The organism is Bradyrhizobium sp. 1(2017), from assembly GCF_011602485.2.
In the GTDB taxonomy this organism is placed as follows: domain Bacteria; phylum Pseudomonadota; class Alphaproteobacteria; order Rhizobiales; family Xanthobacteraceae; genus Bradyrhizobium.
Window position 1 is genome coordinate 1,907,188 of sequence record NZ_CP050022.2, and the last position, 17,089, is coordinate 1,924,276.

Sequence of the window (17,089 nt, forward strand, 5' to 3'; positions counted from 1 at the left end):
CAGTATTGTATATCTTTGTATACAAAAGTACGCAATGGTGGACCGGCTGACCGGCGCCGCCCGGCGGGCAGAATGTCTCTAATTTCGTCGCATCGGACGGACGGCATGGGTAGCAAGTACGATGTCCTGGTGATCGGCGGCGGCAACGCGGCGCTGTGCGCGGCAATCGCCGCGCGCCGCGGCGGCGCGTCCGTGCTGGTGCTCGAGGGGGCACCGAAATTCTATCGCGGCGGCAACACCCGGCACACCCGCAACATGCGCTGCGCCCATGACGCCGCCACGGATATCCTCACCGGTCCCTACACCGAGGAGGAGTTCTGGGAGGATCTGCTGCGCGTCACCGGCGGGCAGACCGACGAGGTGCTGGCCCACCACATGATCCGGGAGTCCAAGGACATCCTGAACTGGATCGTGGAGCAGGGCGTGCGCTGGCAGCCCTCGCTCGGCGGCACGCTCAGCCTCGGCCGCACCAATTCGTTCTTTCTCGGCGGCGGCCGGGCGATGCTGAACGCGCTCTATCTCACTGCAGAGCGGCTCGGCGTCGAGGTCGCATACGATGGCGAGGTCACCGATCTCGTGGTCGAGGACGGCATGTTTCTCGCCGCGCGCCTCAAGCGGCCGGTCAACGGCGAGACCGAGATCCGCGCGACCTCGCTGGTCGCAGCAGCCGGCGGGTTCGAGGCCAATATCGAATGGCTCAAGCAATATTGGGGTGAGGCCGCCGACAACTTCCTGATCCGCGGCACGCCCTATAACCGCGGCTCGATCCTGAAGATGCTGCTCGACAAGGGCGTGCAGGAGGTCGGCGATCCCACCCAGTGCCATGCTGTCGCGATCGACGCCCGCGCGCCGAAATTCGACGGCGGCATCATTACGCGCCACGACTCCGTCGTGTTCGGCATCGTCGTCAACAAGCATGCGCAGCGCTTCTATGACGAAGGCGAGGACATCTGGCCGAAGCGCTACGCGATCTGGGGCCGGCTGGTGGCGGCGCAGCCCGACCAGATCGCCTACATCATCTTCGATTCGACCGTGGTCACGAGCTTCATGCCGACGCTGTTCCCGCCGATCGCCGGGCAGACGATCGCGGAGCTCGCCGGCAAGCTCGAGCTCGATCCGGTCGCGCTGGAGAAGACCATCACCGAATTCAACGCAGCCGTGCGGCCCGGGACGTTCGACCATACCATTCTGGATGATTGCGTGACGGAGGGCATAACGCCACCCAAGACGCACTGGGCGCGCAGGATCGAGACGCCGCCTTATCTCGCCTATCCGGTGCGGCCCGGTATCACCTTCACCTATCTCGGCACGCGGGTGAACAAGGAGGCGCGGATGCTGATGGCTGACGGCAAGCCGTCGGCCAACATGTTCGCGGCCGGCGAGATCATGGCCGGCAACGTGCTCGGCAAGGGCTATGCCGCCGGCATGGGCATGACCATCGGCAGCGTATTCGGACGGATCGCGGGACGGGAAGCGGCGAAACATGCACGGAACTAGGATCTTGGACGAAGCCGACCGTCTGATGACGGTGTGCAATTCCTGCCGCTATTGCGAGGGCCTGTGCGCGGTGTTTCCGGCGATGGAAATGCGCCGCGCCTTCTCTGATGGTGACCTCAACTATCTCGCCAATCTCTGCCATGGCTGTGGCGCCTGCTATGTCGACTGCCAGTTCTCGCCGCCGCACGAGTTCAACGTCAACGTTCCCAAGACACTGGCGATGGCGCGCGCCGAGTCCTATGCGGCCTATGCCTGGCCGCGGGTGCTATCCGGCACATTCGCGCGGAACGGCCTCGTCATCAGCATTGTCGCCGCGCTCAGCATGGCCGCCTTCATCCTCGGCTTCGCGGCCCTGAACGACCGCAGCGTACTGTTCGGCGTGCACACCGGCCCCGGCGCGTTCTACAAGCTGATGCCGCATAACGCGATGGCCGCGCTGTTCAGTGCCGTCTTCCTCTATGCGATCCTGGCACTCGTGCTGAGCGTGCGCGCGTTCTGGCGCGACATCGGTCCGTCGATCGGCGGCCGCGCCGACGGCGCCTCGATTTTTCAGGCGATCCGCGATGCCGGCGAACTGCGCTATCTCCATGGCGGCGGCGTCGGCTGCTACAACGAGGACGACAAGCCGACCGACCGGCGCAAGCTCTACCACCACCTGACCTTCTACGGCTTCCTGCTCTGTTTCGCCGCAACATCGGTCGCCACGCTGTATCACTATCTGCTCGGCCGCGAGGCGCCGTATCCGTGGTGGGACCTGCCCGTGGTGCTGGGCACGCTCGGCGGCATCGGTCTCATCGTCGGGCCGATCGGCCTGTTCACGGCCAAGATGCGGCGCGACCCCGCGCTGCTCGACGAGTTCAGCTACGGCATGGATGTCGGCTTCATCGCCATGCTGTTCCTGACCGGTCTCACGGGCATGGCGCTTCTGCTGCTGCGCGCGACCCCTGCGATGGGCCCGCTGCTGGCGCTGCATCTCGGCGCGGTGTTCGCGCTGTTCGTCACCATGCCCTATGGCAAGTTCGTGCACGGCATCTATCGTTTTGCGGCGCTGGTGCGTTACGCGCAGGAGCGGCGTAGCGAAGCCGGCTCTTGAGGGACGTGCGGCGCTGAACTATCCCTTGGGCCATTCGCAATGCGAATCGCACCGGGAGCCCGCGCTCATGTACATGTTTCTGCCCTTTCTGCTGGCGCTGGCAGGCTGCGCCAGCGTCTGGCGTTCGCGCGCCGGGCTGAGCTATGCGCTCTGGAGCGCCACAATCGCTGTCACCATCGCGTGGTTCTTTCACCACGCGACCGACCCGCTGGGATTTTCGTTCTGACCGCGCCAAGCATGGAAACGACGACAATGGGCGGACGACGATCGGTCGGCGCGATCCTGAACATGCTCGGGCTGCTCGGCGTCTCCTCGGTTCTGGCGGTCGCGTTCTATTATCAGCTTGCGCTTGGCGAATTGCCTTGCCCGCTTTGCCTGCTGCAAAGGGCCGGGTTCATCGCGATCGGCATGGGATTCCTGTTCAACCTGCGCCTCGGTGAGCGGCGCTCGCACGATGCGATGATCCTCATCGCCAGTCTCGTCACCGGCTTCGTCTCGTTGCGGCAGGTGTCGCTGCATCTCGCCCCCGGCGATCCCGGCTACGGCTCGACGCTGTTCGGGCTGCACTTCTACACCTGGGCGCTGATCGCGGCGGTCGGGGTCGTCTGCTATGTCGCGCTTGTCCTTGTCCTGAAGGATGTGGCCGGCGACCGGGACGGAGACGCGCCAACGGGCGGGCAGGCGTCCAACGCGGCGTTCGCGATCTTCACGCTGCTGGTCGCCGCAAATCTCCTGTCCACCGTGCTGGAGTGCGGCGCGGGTCAGTGCGAGGACAACCCGGTCCGTTATCTCCTGCTCAGGTGAGGAGGCCGTCGCACCGGACGCGCCATGGTGCGACGGTCGTGGGCTTCACGCCACCTCGCGGTCCGGCGATGACGCCTGCTCGCGGGCCATCGTCGTTGCCGTGACATAGTCGGTCTTGCCGGTGCCGAGCAGCGGCACCTTGTCGACCACCATGATCGTCGCAGGCACCGTCAGCTCGGACGCGCCGATCGTCTTGGCTTGTCCCTGCATCGCGCTGCGCTCGGCGTTCTTCTCGGTCGTCAGCAGCACGATGCGTTCGCCCTTGCGCTGGTCGGGGATCGAGACGGCGACGGATGCAGCCTGCGGCCATAGCGACGTCGCGATGGCTTCGACCGCCGACAGCGAGACCATTTCGCCCGCGATCTTGGCAAAGCGCTTGGCGCGGCCCTTGATGGTGATGAAGCCGGCCGCGTCGATCGAAACGATGTCGCCGGTGTCGTGCCAGCCTTCGGCGAGCTTTTCGAGCACGCCGGGATTTTCGGCCCGCAAATATCCGAGCATCACGTTCGGTCCGCGCACCGAGAGCCGTCCGCCTTCCTCGATGCCGGGGACAGGATCGAGCCTGCTTTCCATCAGCGGCGACAGGCGGCCGACGGTGCCGGGACGGTTCGCCATCGGTGTGTTCATCGCCAGCACCGGCGCCGTCTCGGTGACGCCATAGCCTTCGAGGATGCGGATGCCGTAGCGCTCCATGAACACCTGGCGGGTGCGGTCCTTCACCGCCTCGGCGCCGGCGATCACGAGGCGCAGGGTGCGGAAGTCGTAAGCGTGCGCCGAGCGTGCATAGCCGGTGAGGAACGTGTCGGTGCCGAACAGGATCGTGGCGCCGGTCTGATAGATCAGCTCAGGCACGATCCGGTAGTGCAGCGGCGAGGGATACATGTAGATCGGGATGCCGGCCAGCAGCGGCATCATCATTCCGCCCGTCAGTCCGAACGAATGGAACACCGGCAGCACGTTGAACACCTTGTCGTTCGCATTGGCGTCGACCCGCGCCAGCGCCTGCGCCGCGTTGGCGAGGATGTTGCGGTGGGACAGCACCACGCCCTTGGGCGTGCCTTCGGAGCCCGACGTGAACAGCACGACGGCCGGATCGTTGGCCTCGCGGGCGACGCGTGGCGCGGTGCCGGCGAGCAGGCCCTTGATCTTGTCGGCGATGCCGATCGAGGCACGGACGTCCTCGAGATAAACGACGCGCGCCTCTGCTGAGATCGCGGCCATCAGCTTGTCGAGCTTGCCCTTCTCGATGAAGGCCTTCGACGTCAGAACCGTCTTGACCTGCGCGGCTTTCATTGCGGCGAGGACGTTGACGGGGCCCGCCGAGAAGTTGAGCATGGCCGGCACCCGGCCGATGTTCTGCAGCGCCATGAAGACGACGGCGACGCCCGCCGAGTTCGGCAGCAGCACGCCGACATTCTCGCCGGCATTCGTGCCGGCCTCGAGCTTGCGGCTCAGGACCTGCGCACCGAGGATCAGCTTGCGATAGGTCAGCTTGGTGCCGAGCGCGTCCTCCACGATGACCTTGCCGGTGTCGCGGTCGCGATAGGCGTGTCCGAGCGCTTCGAACAGGGTGTGATCGAGCATGGCGTTCTTCACCATCGCATCGATCATCACGTCCTGGAGCGCGGCGCCCGCAGCGTTGCGGCGTGCCTTGCCCTTCAGCGCCGGATCGACCGGCAGCTTGACCGGCGGCAGGATGGTGACCGTGACGCGCGGGAACCAGGAGCGCTTGATCTGGCTGGAGTTGAGGTAGCTGAGATGGGAACGTTGCGCGCCTTCGATGCGCACAGGCACGACCACGGCGTCGGCCTTGTCCGCGATCATTGCGGTGCCGTCATAGACCTTCATCAGCGAGCCGGAGACCGTGATGCGGCCTTCCGGGAAGATGACGACCGGCTCGCCCGCGGCGACGAGCTTGATCAGGTCGCGCGCAGCCAGCGGCTTGCTCGGGTCCATGGTGTAGTGCTTGACCACGCGCAGGAACGGCTTGGCCCACCAGGCCTTCGAGATGCCGGTATCCACCGCGAAGCTGGCGTCGATCGGCAGTACGGCGTGCAGCAGCGGGCCGTCGATCAGGCTGACATGGTTCGGCGCGATCAGCATGCGGGTGCCCGGAGGGGGCAAGTTCTCAAGGCCACGAACCTCGGTGCGGAACAGCGCGCGGAACAGCAGTCCGCCGAAATCGCGCACGCCTTCCTTGCCCCATTTGGTCAGGACGAACCACACCGCGCCGAAGCTGGCGACGCCGAGGCCGAGGAAGATCCAGCCGACATGGAGACCGGCCGCCTGCAACAGTGCGACGAACAGCGAGCCGACCACCATGAAGGCGGCCTGCAACACGTTGCCCGCGGCAATGATGCGAGCACGCTCGGACGGCGCCGACCACGCCTGCACGGCGGCAAAGGAGGGAACGACGAACAAGCCGCCGCCGAAGGCGAAGGCGACGAAATCGATCAGCATGCGCAAGCCGGCGAACGAGGTCGCGAAACCGGCCGCGGTGATGTCCTGACCCTTGGCGGTCACGCCGATGGCCCAGGCGAGATCGAGGCCGGAACATCCCATGATGATGGCACCGATCGGCACCAGCGCGAGGTTTGGGCGAACATGGCTCAGGCTGGCGGCGAACAGCGAGCCGATGGCGATGCCGATCGCGAAGATCGCAAGGCACAGCGTCACCACGCCCTCGGTGCCGCCGACGACGTCCTTGACCAGCGCCGGCAGCAGCGACAGCACGATCGCGCCGACCAGCCAGAACCAGGACACGATCACGGTGCCGTCCCACAGGCGATGGTCGGCATGCAACGTCCTGAGCAGGCTCAGCGAGGTCCAGGGATTGGCATCGACGCGCAGGTCGGGCGCGGAGGGCGTCGTCTGCGGAATGCGGGCGGCGAAGGCCCAGGACAACAGTGCGAGCGCGACCACGGCCGAGGCGACCCAGCCCATATGCGCGGAGCCGGCCACGAACTGGCCGCCGGCGACGGTGCCGAGCAGGATGGCCATGAAGGTTGCACCTTCGACCAGCGCGTTGCCGGTTGCGAGCTCGCCGAGCTCGAGCTGGTCGGGCAGCATGGCGTATTTCACGGGGCCGAACAGGGCGGCGATTGTGCCGAACAATGCGAGCGCTGCGAACAGCAGCGGCACCGAATGCAGGAAGAAGCCGGCGGCGGCAAAGCAGGCGGCGAAGATCTCGGCGAATTTGAGCCGCCTAGCGACGACGGACTTGACGTATTTGTCGGCGAGCTGGCCGCCCAGCCCGGACAGGATGAAATAGGGGAAGATGAAGACGGCGCCTGCGACCGTCACCAGGGCATCGCCGTGGCCGGTCGCGGCACTGTAGAGCAGGATGATGACGAGTGCGTTCTTGAGCACGTTGTCATTGAGCGCCGAGAAGAATTGCGCCCAGAACAGCGGCGCGAAACGGCGTGACGACATCAAATCCCTGATCATGACTAATCCTGTTTTGAAAAGGCAGCCTGAGGTTCGTTACGTTGTCTGTGGAGCGTCACGACCGGAAGGATGGGGAGCGAACGATTGCAGGTGGCGACGCTCGCCGGCCTTGCTTTGCCCCCTCGATCCCTCTGATCCTGTTGGTCTCCAAGCGGTCTCGTTAGGTTCGCAAATATCTCGTCGCGGCCACGGTTCGAGTGGGAAGGGGCGCGCCTGGCGGGATATCGCGTGGGGCGATGAGGAAAAGCTGAACTGCATCGCCAAGGCCCGCGAAATCGGCTGCGAAAGTCGGGAGATGGTAATTCCTTCCTTGCAACCGGATCTTGCATTCGAGCCGATCGGAACGTGCCGGCTGCGCGCCTCAGGTGAGATGGGCGAGGTGGCGAAAGGGCGAGAAGCGGCCGAGCAGGCTGAACCGGCCGCCCTCGTGACGCGCGCGCGCACGGCTCGCCCGCCACATCCGGAAGGTCGCACGCCGCTCGGTGAGCACGCCGGCGATGTCGCAGGCATTGGCGATGCGATCGATCGGGGCCATGGCGAACCGCAGCAGGGCCCGGCCAAGGCTGGTCACGAGCGCGGCGGCGTCATCGACGAAGGTGGAGGCGATATCAACAGCAAGGGTTTGCATTTTGCAGGTCTCCGGGTTAATTTGAACAATGTTCACATGAGTAGCTTGAAAATGAACAATGTTCAAGAAGAATCGCTGCGCGAGCAGAAAAAATATCGGCGGCGGCTCCAGATCGTGGAGATTGCCCGCGACATCATCTCAGCTAAGGGGCTGAGATCATTGAAGGTTCGGGATGTTGCGGAGGCCGCGGGCTGCTCGGTCGGCAGCGTCTATAACGAGTTCGGCGACTTCGACGGTGTGATCCTGACCGTCAATCGGGAGACGGTTCAGGCCCTCACGGCACAGCTCCGCACCGTTCCTGCCGAGGATCCGGTCCGCCAGCTCTATGGCCTTGCCGCGACCTATCTCGACTTCTTTGCTGGACACGCCAATCTGCTGCGCTCGCTGTTCGAGCACCGGATGGAGGACGATCGTCCTTATCCGGACGACATCCTACAGATGGTCATGGACGCCTTCGCGCTGATGCACCCACCCCTGGTGCGGCTCCTGCCGGATGCGGATGATGTGAAGATCGCGCTGCTGTCGCGCACGCTGTTCTCCGCGGTGCATGGAATCATCTCGCTCGGTCTCGAGGAGCGCATGGTGGCCGTGCCGCCGCAGATGCTGCACCAGCAGATCGAGCAGTTTGTCGACGCCCATCTCGCCGGCCTCGGCATCTTGCCGGTGGCCGCAAGGCCATCTCGATGAGGCGCCGCCGCTACCAGGCGTATCGCAGGCTCGCGGTGCCGGAATAGGTGGTGCTAATTTGGCCAAGGCACCACAACGGGGCCGTTCCGTGGCCTTGGGCCTCACGCGAAGGCTGCTCCAGACGTCAATTGAGTGCGGCTCGGAGCGCCACTCGACCTGATCCCGCTTGCGTCCGAGCGGCGCGGTCCTGTGTCCGAAGCGGCTCGCGGGCGGTTATCAGCCGCGTGCCGCGATGGCCTCGCGCGGCCGTGCCGCCACGACGACGACGTCCCGTCGCCCGCCATCGACCTGAACCCGGTTACGTCCTTTTTCCTTGGCGCGGTAGCAGGCCGCGTCGGCGCGCCGCATGGCATCCTCGAGCGTGATGTTGCGGTCTGCGATGCAGGCGACGCCGATGCTGGCGGTCACCGCAAAGCAACGATCGTCCCAGGCGAAATTGAACAGCTCGAACGATCGGCGCAGCCGCTCGGCGATATCGACGGCGTTCGCGGGCGGGCATTGCGGCAGGATCAGGCCGAACTCGTCGCCGCCAAGCCGGGCCACCAGATCATGCCCATGCCGGTCCTGCTGCAGGAGGCGCGAGATCTGGCAGAGCAGGCGGTCGCCGGCGAGGTGGCCGCAGCTGTCGTTGACGCTCTTGAACTGGTCGAGGTCGAGCAGGATCAATCCCAGCGGCCCCGCCGCGGCACTGTCCAGCTCGCTTTGCAGGCGCGCCTCGAAGGCGCGGCGGTTGGAGAGGCCGGTCAGCCAGTCGTGCGACGCCTGCCAGGCCAGGCGTTCCTTCTCGGCATGCAATGCGTCTTCGAACGCCTGCCGTTGCTGCACCAACCGTCGTGTATGCCAGATCAGGAGCAGGATCAGCGTGACGGCGGTGACGACGTTGATACAGGTCAGCGTCACCTTGATCGCGCGCGAGCCTTCACCGAGGACGGTGGAGAACCTGTTGGCATGCACTGTGAATTGGGCATTGAGCTCCGAGAGTCGCGACGACAGGAATTGCAGGCGGCCGTCGTCCTGGATGGGGCCGTGCTGCAGCTCTGACCGGATGACTTCGCCGAACACGCTGAGCTCCAGCAGCATGGGATCGGTGGCGGCCCACTCCCGGATCGCTTCCTGCAGGAAGCTCACGCGGTTGAAGTAGCGAAACAGCCAGATCAATCCCGGCACGTCGTCGGGATGGTTGCCGCCTTGCAGGAAGCCGATGCGGGCGGCCTCGACGTCGACCGGATCACCTTCGAGCGCCCACCGCGCGAATTCGTCGCCGATGGGAACGGCGAGCGAGGATTGATATTGCGCGAACTGGCGTGCCTCGCCCGAATGCAGATAGAGATTGAGGAAATAGACGGCGTTCTTCTGCGAGCGCGACCACAATGCTTCGCCGGCGACATAGGCGCGGACCGAGGACATCACCTCGAGGCTGAATCCCGCGATTGCCGCCTGGAGCAGGACGACCGTCACGAAAGGCAAGACGAGTTTGATGACGTGAAGGAAGTTGTCTCCCTTCGTCGACGACGCTGCTCTGCGAAACACCCTGCGTTCCCCAAATCGACCAACGATCCCAACGGAGCGTTGCGCCTGCAACGCGAAGTAGAGGGGAAGGTTGCCTAACTCGACCTGAAAAGCGCGCAGGACTGCGCCGGACGGTGAAGGTAATGTGACGTGGATGCGGACAGATCGCTTCAAATGCCGCTTAAATCGGAGCTGGCGCGGTATCGGCGAACAAAGCCTTGTCATTGCGGGCGCAGCGAAGCAATCCAGACTGCCTCCGCGGAAGCATCCTGGATTGCTTCGTCGCAAGTGCTCCTCGCAATGACGGCGTAGCGGTGGGTGCGCGCTACACGCTCTCCATTGTCATGCCCGGGCTTGACCCGGGCATCCACGCCTCTCTTCGCGACGGCGCGCGGACCGCCGGGCAAGCGTTGACCTGATCGAGAGAGTTCGGCTTGCCGCTAGACCAGCACCGGCTTGCGCACGCGGCCGGCGTCGCCGAACACGCGCAGGTAACGCTCGATCTCCGAGGGCAGGCCGGTCGCTTTCTCCGGATTGTCGGAGAGCTTGACGGCCGGATGTCCGTCGACCGACGAGACCTTGCAGACCAGCGAGATCGGATCGAGATTGAACGAGCCGTCCGGCGCGCAGCCGACGAAGTCGTTGGTGAGGTTGGTGCCCCAGCCGAAGGAGAGCCGCACGCGGCCGGCGAAGTGGTGATAGGTCTCCTCGATCGAGTCGACGTCCATCGCGTCGGAAAAGACCAGCAGCTTGTCCCTGGGGTTGCGGCCCTTCTTCTGCCACCAGGCGACGATCTCCTCGCCGGCCTGGATCGGCGGCGCGCTGTCGGGGCGAAAGCCGGTCCAGTCGGCGACCCATTCCGGCGCATCGCGCAGGAAGGCCTTCGTGCCGAAGGCGTCGGGCAGCGCGATCAGGAGATTGCCGCCATAGGTCTGACGCCACTGGTCGAGGATGCGGTAAGGCGCCCAGCGCAATTCCTCGTCGTCCCTGGCGAGTGCGGCCGCGACCATCGGCAGCTCATGCGCGTTGGTGCCGATGGCTTCGAGATCGTTGTCCATCGCGAGCAGCACGTTGGAAGTGCCGATGAAGGACGGGCCGAGGCCTTCCTTCACTGCCTCCACGCACCAGCGCTGCCAGAGGAAGCCGTGGCGGCGGCGGGTGCCGAAGTCGGACAGCCGCAAATTCTCCAGCTTGCGCAGCCGCTCCACCTTGGTCCACAGCTTGGCCTTGGCGCGGGCATAGAGCACGTCGAGCTCGAAACGGCCGCGGCCCTTCATCGCCGCGCGCGAACGCAGCTCGTTGAGGATCGCCAGCGCCGGAATCTCCCACATCGTGGTGTGGGTCCAGGGGCCGTGGAAATGCAGCTCGTACTGGCCTGAGACCTTGCGCAGCTCGTACTCGGGCAGGCGGAATTCGGCCAGCCAGCGGATGAAGTCCGCCGAGAACATGTGGGTCTTGCCGTAGAAGGTATTACCGGCAAGCCAGATCAGCTCCTTCTTGGAGAAGCGGATGGTGCGGGCATGGTCGAGCTGGGCGCGCAGCTCGCCCTCGTCGATGGTCTCGGCGAGACGTACATGGCGTGAGCGGTTGATGACCGAGAAGGTGACCTGTTGATCCGGGTAATCTTCCCGAATCATCTGTAACATCAACAGCTTGTAGAAATCGGTATCAAGCAGGCTGCGGATGATGGGATCCAGCCGCCAGCTGTGATTGTAGGTTCGGCTCGCAATGTCGGTCACTGTCATGGGGCGATTTTAGCGTGGCGGCCCTCGCGCAACCAGTGGGTTTGGCGGGAATCAGGTTTTCGCTGCGGGGCCCGTCGCTCGGGCGGCCGCCGTCGCCGCGACGGTCTCGAGCTGGCTCCTGATCCAGCGATGAGCCGGGTCCTTCTGATAGCGCTGGTGCCAGACCATGAACATCGGCAGCTCGGCCAGCGTTCGCGTGCGGGACGCCAGCGGAATCCGCGTTTGCGCGAAGCCGCGCATGACGCCGGACGCGAGCAGGCTCGGCATGCTCGCGAGCATTTGCGAGCCGCGCAGAAATGACGGCACGCCGGAGAAGCTCGGCACCGAGATCGCGATGTCGCGGTGGAATCCATTGGCGGCCAGCCGGCGGTCGAAGTCGAGCCGCTCGTTGTCGGTATAGACCACGGTGATGTGGCGCGCCGCGAGATAGGCGCCGCGGCCGGCCGGAGCGTTGCGCGCCTTGGCGTCGTAATAGCAGACGTAATGATCGCTCAAGAGGCGCTTCTGCACGATGTCGACGCCGGATGGCGGCAGCGGCGTGATCAGGAGATCGCAGCGGTTTTCACGCAGCATCGCGGGCGAGGGCGACTGCGAGGGGATCACGCGCAGATTCAGGCTCTTCACTTGCGCCGCGACATGATCGAAGAACCACGGCAGCAGCAGGTCTCGCTGGAAGTCGTTTGCTGAGATCGTGAGCGAAAGCTGCGCGCGCGGCGGCTCGAACGTGACGCCCCCGGCAAAGCTTCGCATCTCGTCGATCAGCGCGCGTGCCTTGCCGGCCAGCGCCCGGGCATGGGCCGTCGCGACGATGCCGCGGCCGGACTTGGCGAACAGCGGATCGCCGGCGATCCGCCGCAGCTTGTTCAAGGCGTGGCTGACCGCGGATTGCGTCAGCCCGAGCCGCGTCGCCGCCGCCGTCACCGAGCCTTCCTCCAGCACGGCGAGGAACAGTTCGAGGGCGTGGCCGTCGAGGGCCAAATGATCGATTTCCTTCATGCAATTCATTATAATCGATCTATTTATCTTGAGAATAGATGATCACATGATCTCCCGACAAGCCGCGCGCCCGGATGGGCGTCAGAGGGAGAGACAACGCCGATGAACGTCCAGGCGCCAGCCTTGCAGGATCCCCGCCTCAACCGCCCCGAGCCGTTCACGCCGCGTGACGGCGGCTTCTTCCAGCGCGACCGCTCGATCCATCCGCCGGCGCATGCACCCGGCTACAAATCCTCGGTGCTGCGCTCGCCGCGCCAGGCGCTGCTGTCGCTGGAGAATTCGGTGTCCGAGATCACCGGGCCGGTGTTCGGCCACAACGATCTCGGACCGCTCGATAACGACCTGATCCGCAACTACGCCAAGGACGGCGATCCCGTTGGCGAGCGCATCATCGTCCACGGCCGCGTGCTGGATGAGACCGGCCGCGGCGTGCCGAACACGCTGGTCGAGTTCTGGCAGGCCAATGCCGGCGGCCGCTACCGGCACAAGAAGGACACCTATCTGGCGCCGATCGACCCCAATTTCGGCGGCTGCGGCCGCGCTCTCACCGACGCCACAGGCTACTATTACTTCCGCACCGTGAAGCCGGGCCCCTATCCCTGGCGCAACTTCGTCAACAGCTGGCGGCCCGCCCACATCCATTTCTCGGTGTTCGGCTCGGGCTTCGCGCAGCGGCTGATCACGCAGATGTATTTCGAAGGCGATCCCTTGATCCCGGTCTGCCCGATCCTGACGACGATCCCGGACAAGGACGCGCTCGACCGCCTCGTGGCGCCGCTCGATCTCAATGCCTCGACGCCCCTAGACTCGCTTGCCTACCGCTTCGACATCGTGCTGCGCGGCCAGCGCTCCACCTATTTCGAAAACCGCCCGGAAGGAAACTGAGCAATGCCGCAGCCGCTCAACTACCTCAAGGAAACCGCCTCGCAGACCGCCGGGCCCTACGTTCACATCGGTCTGATCCCGGCGATGGCCGGCTTCGACATCTTCGAGAAGAATTTTTCGAACGTTCTGGTGACGCCGGGCACCAAAGGCGAGCGCATTACGCTCGAAGGCCGGGTCTTCGACGGCAGCGGAACGCCGCTGCGCGACGTGTTGCTGGAAATCTGGCAGGCCAATGCGGCCGGCCGCTACAACCATCCGGCCGACCGCTCGGCGGGTGCGCTGGACCAGGCGTTTCGCGGCTGGGGCCGTGGCGGCTCCGACTTCGAAAGCGGCCTCGTGACCTTCGAAACCATCAAGCCCGGCGCGATCACCGACAGGACGGGCCGCAAATGCGCGCCCCATGTCAATCTCTGGATCGTGGCGCGCGGCATCAACATCGGCCTGAATACGCGGCTCTATTTCTCGGATGAAGAGGCGGCCAACGCCGCCGACCCCGTGCTCAACCTGATCGAGCCGCCGGTACGCCGCAAGACCCTGGTTGCCACGCGCAGCGAACGCGCCGGCAAGGTGGTGTACTCCTTCAGCATCAATCTCCAGGGGCCGGATGAGACGGTGTTCTTCGATGTTTGAGAGGGGCGGCCGCCGCCCCAGAATCATTCCACCCGGTCGTCGCGATTGATCGCTCCGCGTGGAAGGAATTGCGGTGACTGACGCATCTCGCGCGTTCCCGGCCGCTCGGCCGGATCGCGGCCCACTTGCGGCTTCAGTTCTGCCAGATCGATGAAGACGTCCGCCTGTCGGCGCAAGTCGTCGGCGATCATGGGGGGCTGAGTGGAGAGTGTGGAGACGACCGTCACGCGGACACCGCGGCGCTGCAACGCTTCCACCAGCGAACGAAAATCCCCGTCGCCCGAGAACAGCACGATCTGATCGACATGCCCGGCGAGCTCCATCGCACTTACGGCGAGGTCGACGTTGATGCTGCCCTTCAATTTGCGGCGGCCGGCCGTGGCGTCGAAGAACTCCTTGAGCTTGGTGACGACCGTGTAGCCGTTGTAGTCGAGCCAGTCGATCAGGGGGCGGATCGACGAATATTCCTGATCCTCGACGACGGTCGTGTAGTAGAAGGCCCGTAGCAGCGTGCCTCTGTTTTGGAATTCACCGAGCAGACGCCTGTAATCGATGTCGAAGCCGAGCGCTTTGGAGGTGGCATAGAGATTGGAGCCATCGATGAAGAGTGCGATCTTCCCAATCGAAGACATTATGCTCAAATCCCCAGTTCCGCACGAAACCGGCCGGTCCAGTCGTCAGGGTGCGGTATGTCGGCGGCCAAACACCGAAGTAGCCGGTGGCTTGCTGAAAAAGCGGCGCAGACGACCGGACAGGTATGGCCGTCTTGCGCCAAGGTTAGGGAGGTCCCATGCCACCAGCGCCAGGGCGCCGAATGCCGCCACGCTAAGGCGGTCGTGCTCCCCGCTCAATTGTACGGAGGTAAAGGGACGCTATCCAAAGGATGGGACCCCATATACGAAGGTAAGTGGCAACGAGGTCTATCGCGGTCTCGCTGCGTGGCTTCCGGCGCGTCAGCCCTCGTCGCCATGGAGCTGCGCCCGAAAGGCGCGCGGCGATAGTCCTGTGGCCGCGGCATAGACCCGGCTGAAATAAGCGGGGTCGTCGAAACCGAGCGCATAGGCGATCGTCGAGACCGGGAGGTTGGTGTAGACGAGGTTGCGCCGCGCCTCGCGGATCAGCCGGTTGAGGATCAAATGCGAGGCGGTGTCGCCGGTCGCCGCCCGCGTGATCCGGTTGAGATGCGTCGGCGTCACGGACAGCGCCCCGGCATAGTCGGCGACGCTCCAGCGCTCCAGATGATGCTGCTCCAGCAGCGCCTCGAAGCGGCGGAACAATCCGCTTTCCGCCGAACCGTTGCCGCCGCTCTCGCTCGCGAGGGCGCGCGCCACGAGCCCGATCATGGCCGACGACAAGGAACGCAGCACATGAGCGCGGCCGAAATCGCGCGCGGCGTGCTCGGCAAAGATCTGCTTCATGGTGGTGCGAATCTGCGGCGTGCCGCGCACCACGGCCGATCGCGACAGCGCAGCCCGCAAGCCTTCGGCGGCGAGCAGTGCCTCGTCGAGAATCTCCGCGGCGATGGTCAGCACCCACCCTTGAGTATCAGGCACGAAGCGGAAGCCGTGAACATGGCCGACGGGCACGTTGACGATCTGCATCGGCTTCAACGGCACCACGCGCCCGTCGAGCGTCGCCTCGCCGCCGCCACGCTCGATCAGCAGCACCTGGTGCAGCCGGGCGTGGCGGTGCACGGCCAGCGTCCAGTCGTGCAGCACCGAGCGGGATGCAATGGTCTCGCAATGCACGACATCGGGCAGATCGCCGGACTCGCCGAACAGATTGTAGACCCGGATCGCCGGGGCCGGGGCGGTGCTCCTCATGTTCGAATAGTACAAGACAAAGGCGAAACCCTCCATCGGTCCGCGGCGCTGAATCTGCAAAAAAGTGCCGACGGGAGGACGCAAAAATGAAGGTTCAGGTCTGTATCATCGGCGGCGGTCCCTCCGGGCTGCTGTTGTCCCAGCTCCTGCATCTGAAGGGCATCGACACCGTTGTGCTGGAGAAATACGGCCGCGACCATGTGCTCGCCCGCATCCGCGCCGGCGTGCTCGAGCACGGTTTCGCGAAGCTGATGCGCGAAGCACAGTGCGGGGAGCGGATGGACCGGGAGGGCGAGATCCACCGGGGCTTCGAGATCGCCCATGACGGCGTGCTCTCCAAGATCGACCTGCACAAGCATTCCGGCGGCAATTCGGTGCTGGTCTACGGCCAGACCGAGCTGACGCGCGACCTCTACGAGGCCCGCGACCGGCTCGGCGGCAAGGTGGTGCACAATGCCGAGGATGTGAGGCCGCACGATCTGACGTCGGACCGCCCCTATGTCACCTATCGCTCGAACGGCGAAACGATCCGCGTCGATTGTGACTACATCGTCGGCGCCGACGGGTTTCACGGTGTCAGCCGCAAGTCGATCCCGCAGGACGTGCTGCGTGAATATGAGAAGGTCTATCCGTTCGGCTGGCTCGGCGTGCTGTCGCGCACCAGGCCGGTGTCGCCCGAGTTGATCTACGTCAAGCACGAGCGCGGCTTTGCGCTCTGTTCTCTCCGCTCCCAAGTGTTGAGCCGCTACTACGTCCAGGTGCCGTTGACGGACAAGGTGGAGGACTGGAGCGATGAGGCGTTCTGGACCGAGCTGAAGCGACGCCTGCCGGAGGAAGTGGCTGGCCGGCTGATCACGGGTCCGTCGATCGAGAAGAGCATTGCGCCCCTGCGCAGCTTCGTCGCAGAGCCGATGAGCTATGGCCGCCTGTTCCTCGCCGGCGATGCCGCGCATATCGTGCCGCCGACCGGCGCGCGCGGGCTCAACAGCGCGGGTTCCGACATCTACTACCTCTATCATGCCTTGCTCGCGCACTATCAGAGCGGTGATGATTCCGGTCTTGCAGGTTACTCCGCCAAGGCGCTCGCGCGCATCTGGAAGGCGCAGCGTTTCTCATGGTGGATGACGATGCTGCTGCACCGCTTCCCCGACCGGCTCGAATATGAAGACCGGCTGCAGCAAACCGAGCTGGACTATCTGCTGTCGTCCGAGACTGCGCAGCGGCTATTGGCGGAGAACTATGTGGGGCTGCCGTTCTAGGCTAGATGACTTTGCCGCGCGCGATGCTGTTTCCCCTTCTCCCCTTGCGGGAGAAGGTGGCGCGAAGCGCCGGATGAGGGGTTCTC

The 17,089-nt window shown here is 64.9% G+C and carries 14 protein-coding genes; 8 read left to right on the top strand and 6 right to left on the bottom strand.

Going from position 1 to position 17,089, the window contains the following annotated elements; all coding sequences use genetic code 11:
• Nucleotides 1–105 precede the first annotated feature (105 nt).
• The 4 genes from tcuA (at nucleotide 106) to HAP40_RS09185 (ending at nucleotide 3,394) form a co-directional block, all read left to right on the top strand.
• Nucleotides 106–1,497 carry an FAD-dependent tricarballylate dehydrogenase TcuA gene (gene tcuA / locus HAP40_RS09170; protein WP_166818113.1) on the top strand — a complete coding sequence of 464 codons (1,392 nt, stop codon included), beginning with the start codon at nucleotides 106–108 and terminating at the stop codon, nucleotides 1,495–1,497.
• Nucleotides 1,484–2,590, top strand: coding sequence for a tricarballylate utilization 4Fe-4S protein TcuB (tcuB, locus tag HAP40_RS09175; protein WP_166818112.1), 1,107 nt, complete (start codon nucleotides 1,484–1,486; stop codon nucleotides 2,588–2,590). The genes tcuA and tcuB overlap by 14 nt, the downstream gene beginning before the upstream one ends.
• Nucleotides 2,591–2,657: 67 nt before the next feature.
• Nucleotides 2,658–2,816 (top strand): DUF5993 family protein, encoded by a 159-nt coding sequence (locus HAP40_RS09180; protein WP_166818111.1) that lies wholly within the window; start codon nucleotides 2,658–2,660, stop codon nucleotides 2,814–2,816.
• Between the two features lie 26 nt (nucleotides 2,817–2,842).
• Nucleotides 2,843–3,394, top strand: coding sequence for a disulfide bond formation protein B (locus tag HAP40_RS09185; protein WP_166818110.1), 552 nt, complete (start codon nucleotides 2,843–2,845; stop codon nucleotides 3,392–3,394).
• A 45-nt stretch (nucleotides 3,395–3,439) separates the two neighbouring features.
• On the opposite strand, the gene HAP40_RS09190 is transcribed toward HAP40_RS09185, so the two are convergent.
• Nucleotides 3,440–6,841, bottom strand: coding sequence for an acyl-[ACP]--phospholipid O-acyltransferase (locus HAP40_RS09190; protein WP_166818109.1), 3,402 nt, complete (start codon nucleotides 6,839–6,841; stop codon nucleotides 3,440–3,442).
• 679 nt (nucleotides 6,842–7,520) lie between these two features.
• Between HAP40_RS09190 and HAP40_RS09200 the strand changes: the two genes are divergently transcribed.
• Nucleotides 7,521–8,156 carry a TetR/AcrR family transcriptional regulator gene (locus HAP40_RS09200; RefSeq protein ID WP_208024951.1) on the top strand — a complete coding sequence of 212 codons (636 nt, stop codon included), beginning with the start codon at nucleotides 7,521–7,523 and terminating at the stop codon, nucleotides 8,154–8,156.
• A gap of 216 nt (nucleotides 8,157–8,372) precedes the next feature.
• Here the strand turns inward: HAP40_RS09200 and HAP40_RS09205 are convergent, their stop codons facing one another.
• The 3 genes from HAP40_RS09205 to HAP40_RS09215 all read right to left on the bottom strand — a co-directional run bounded on the left by HAP40_RS09205 (nucleotide 8,373) and on the right by HAP40_RS09215 (nucleotide 12,415).
• Nucleotides 8,373–9,686: a GGDEF domain-containing protein gene (locus tag HAP40_RS09205; RefSeq protein ID WP_166818107.1), complete on the bottom strand. Its 1,314-nt coding sequence runs from the start codon at nucleotides 9,684–9,686 to the stop codon at nucleotides 8,373–8,375.
• 419 nt (nucleotides 9,687–10,105) lie between these two features.
• Entirely contained in the window at nucleotides 10,106–11,410 is a 1,305-nt protein-coding gene (gene pncB / locus HAP40_RS09210) for a nicotinate phosphoribosyltransferase (protein WP_166818106.1), read from the bottom strand.
• Between the two features lie 51 nt (nucleotides 11,411–11,461).
• Complete coding sequence (locus HAP40_RS09215; RefSeq protein WP_166818105.1) at nucleotides 11,462–12,415, bottom strand: LysR family transcriptional regulator; 954 nt, start codon at nucleotides 12,413–12,415, stop codon at nucleotides 11,462–11,464.
• A 93-nt stretch (nucleotides 12,416–12,508) separates the two neighbouring features.
• Between HAP40_RS09215 and pcaH the strand changes: the two genes are divergently transcribed.
• Both pcaH and pcaG read left to right on the top strand, forming a co-directional pair.
• Complete coding sequence (gene pcaH, locus HAP40_RS09220; protein WP_166818104.1) at nucleotides 12,509–13,291, top strand: protocatechuate 3,4-dioxygenase subunit beta; 783 nt, start codon at nucleotides 12,509–12,511, stop codon at nucleotides 13,289–13,291.
• 3 nt (nucleotides 13,292–13,294) lie between these two features.
• On the top strand, nucleotides 13,295–13,921 hold the full coding sequence (gene pcaG / locus HAP40_RS09225) for a protocatechuate 3,4-dioxygenase subunit alpha (RefSeq protein ID WP_166818103.1): 627 nt from the start codon (nucleotides 13,295–13,297) through the stop codon (nucleotides 13,919–13,921).
• Nucleotides 13,922–13,944: 23 nt separating this feature from the next.
• Here pcaG and HAP40_RS09230 read toward each other — a convergent pair whose 3' ends face one another.
• A complete protein-coding gene (locus HAP40_RS09230; protein WP_208024796.1) occupies nucleotides 13,945–14,553 on the bottom strand; it encodes an NYN domain-containing protein in 609 nt (202 codons plus the stop codon).
• A 321-nt stretch (nucleotides 14,554–14,874) separates the two neighbouring features.
• A complete protein-coding gene (locus tag HAP40_RS09235; RefSeq protein ID WP_166818102.1) occupies nucleotides 14,875–15,780 on the bottom strand; it encodes a helix-turn-helix domain-containing protein in 906 nt (301 codons plus the stop codon).
• 50 nt (nucleotides 15,781–15,830) lie between these two features.
• Here HAP40_RS09235 and pobA point away from each other — a divergent pair, with 50 nt between their 5' ends.
• The gene (pobA, locus tag HAP40_RS09240; RefSeq protein WP_166818101.1) at nucleotides 15,831–17,003 is read left to right on the top strand and encodes a 4-hydroxybenzoate 3-monooxygenase; all 1,173 of its coding nucleotides are present in this window, start codon (nucleotides 15,831–15,833) and stop codon (nucleotides 17,001–17,003) included.
• Nucleotides 17,004–17,089 lie beyond the last annotated feature (86 nt).

What these genes read in the sequence shown, in the direction of transcription:
- pobA (WP_166818101.1), top strand. Translation starts at nt 15,831, where the DNA reads ATGAAGGTTCAGGTCTGTATCATCGGCGGCGGTCCCTCCGGGCTGCTG.
- pcaH (WP_166818104.1), top strand. Translation starts at nt 12,509, where the DNA reads ATGAACGTCCAGGCGCCAGCCTTGCAGGATCCCCGCCTCAACCGCCCC.
- pcaG (WP_166818103.1), top strand. Translation starts at nt 13,295, where the DNA reads ATGCCGCAGCCGCTCAACTACCTCAAGGAAACCGCCTCGCAGACCGCC.
- tcuA (WP_166818113.1), top strand. Translation starts at nt 106, where the DNA reads ATGGGTAGCAAGTACGATGTCCTGGTGATCGGCGGCGGCAACGCGGCG.
- HAP40_RS09190 (WP_166818109.1), bottom strand. Translation starts at nt 6,841, where the DNA reads ATGATCAGGGATTTGATGTCGTCACGCCGTTTCGCGCCGCTGTTCTGG.
- HAP40_RS09185 (WP_166818110.1), top strand. Translation starts at nt 2,843, where the DNA reads ATGGGCGGACGACGATCGGTCGGCGCGATCCTGAACATGCTCGGGCTG.
- HAP40_RS09180 (WP_166818111.1), top strand. Translation starts at nt 2,658, where the DNA reads ATGTACATGTTTCTGCCCTTTCTGCTGGCGCTGGCAGGCTGCGCCAGC.
- HAP40_RS09235 (WP_166818102.1), bottom strand. Translation starts at nt 15,780, where the DNA reads ATGGAGGGTTTCGCCTTTGTCTTGTACTATTCGAACATGAGGAGCACC.
- HAP40_RS09200 (WP_208024951.1), top strand. Translation starts at nt 7,521, where the DNA reads ATGAACAATGTTCAAGAAGAATCGCTGCGCGAGCAGAAAAAATATCGG.
- pncB (WP_166818106.1), bottom strand. Translation starts at nt 11,410, where the DNA reads ATGACAGTGACCGACATTGCGAGCCGAACCTACAATCACAGCTGGCGG.
- tcuB (WP_166818112.1), top strand. Translation starts at nt 1,484, where the DNA reads ATGCACGGAACTAGGATCTTGGACGAAGCCGACCGTCTGATGACGGTG.
- HAP40_RS09215 (WP_166818105.1), bottom strand. Translation starts at nt 12,415, where the DNA reads ATGAATTGCATGAAGGAAATCGATCATTTGGCCCTCGACGGCCACGCC.
- HAP40_RS09230 (WP_208024796.1), bottom strand. Translation starts at nt 14,553, where the DNA reads ATGTCTTCGATTGGGAAGATCGCACTCTTCATCGATGGCTCCAATCTC.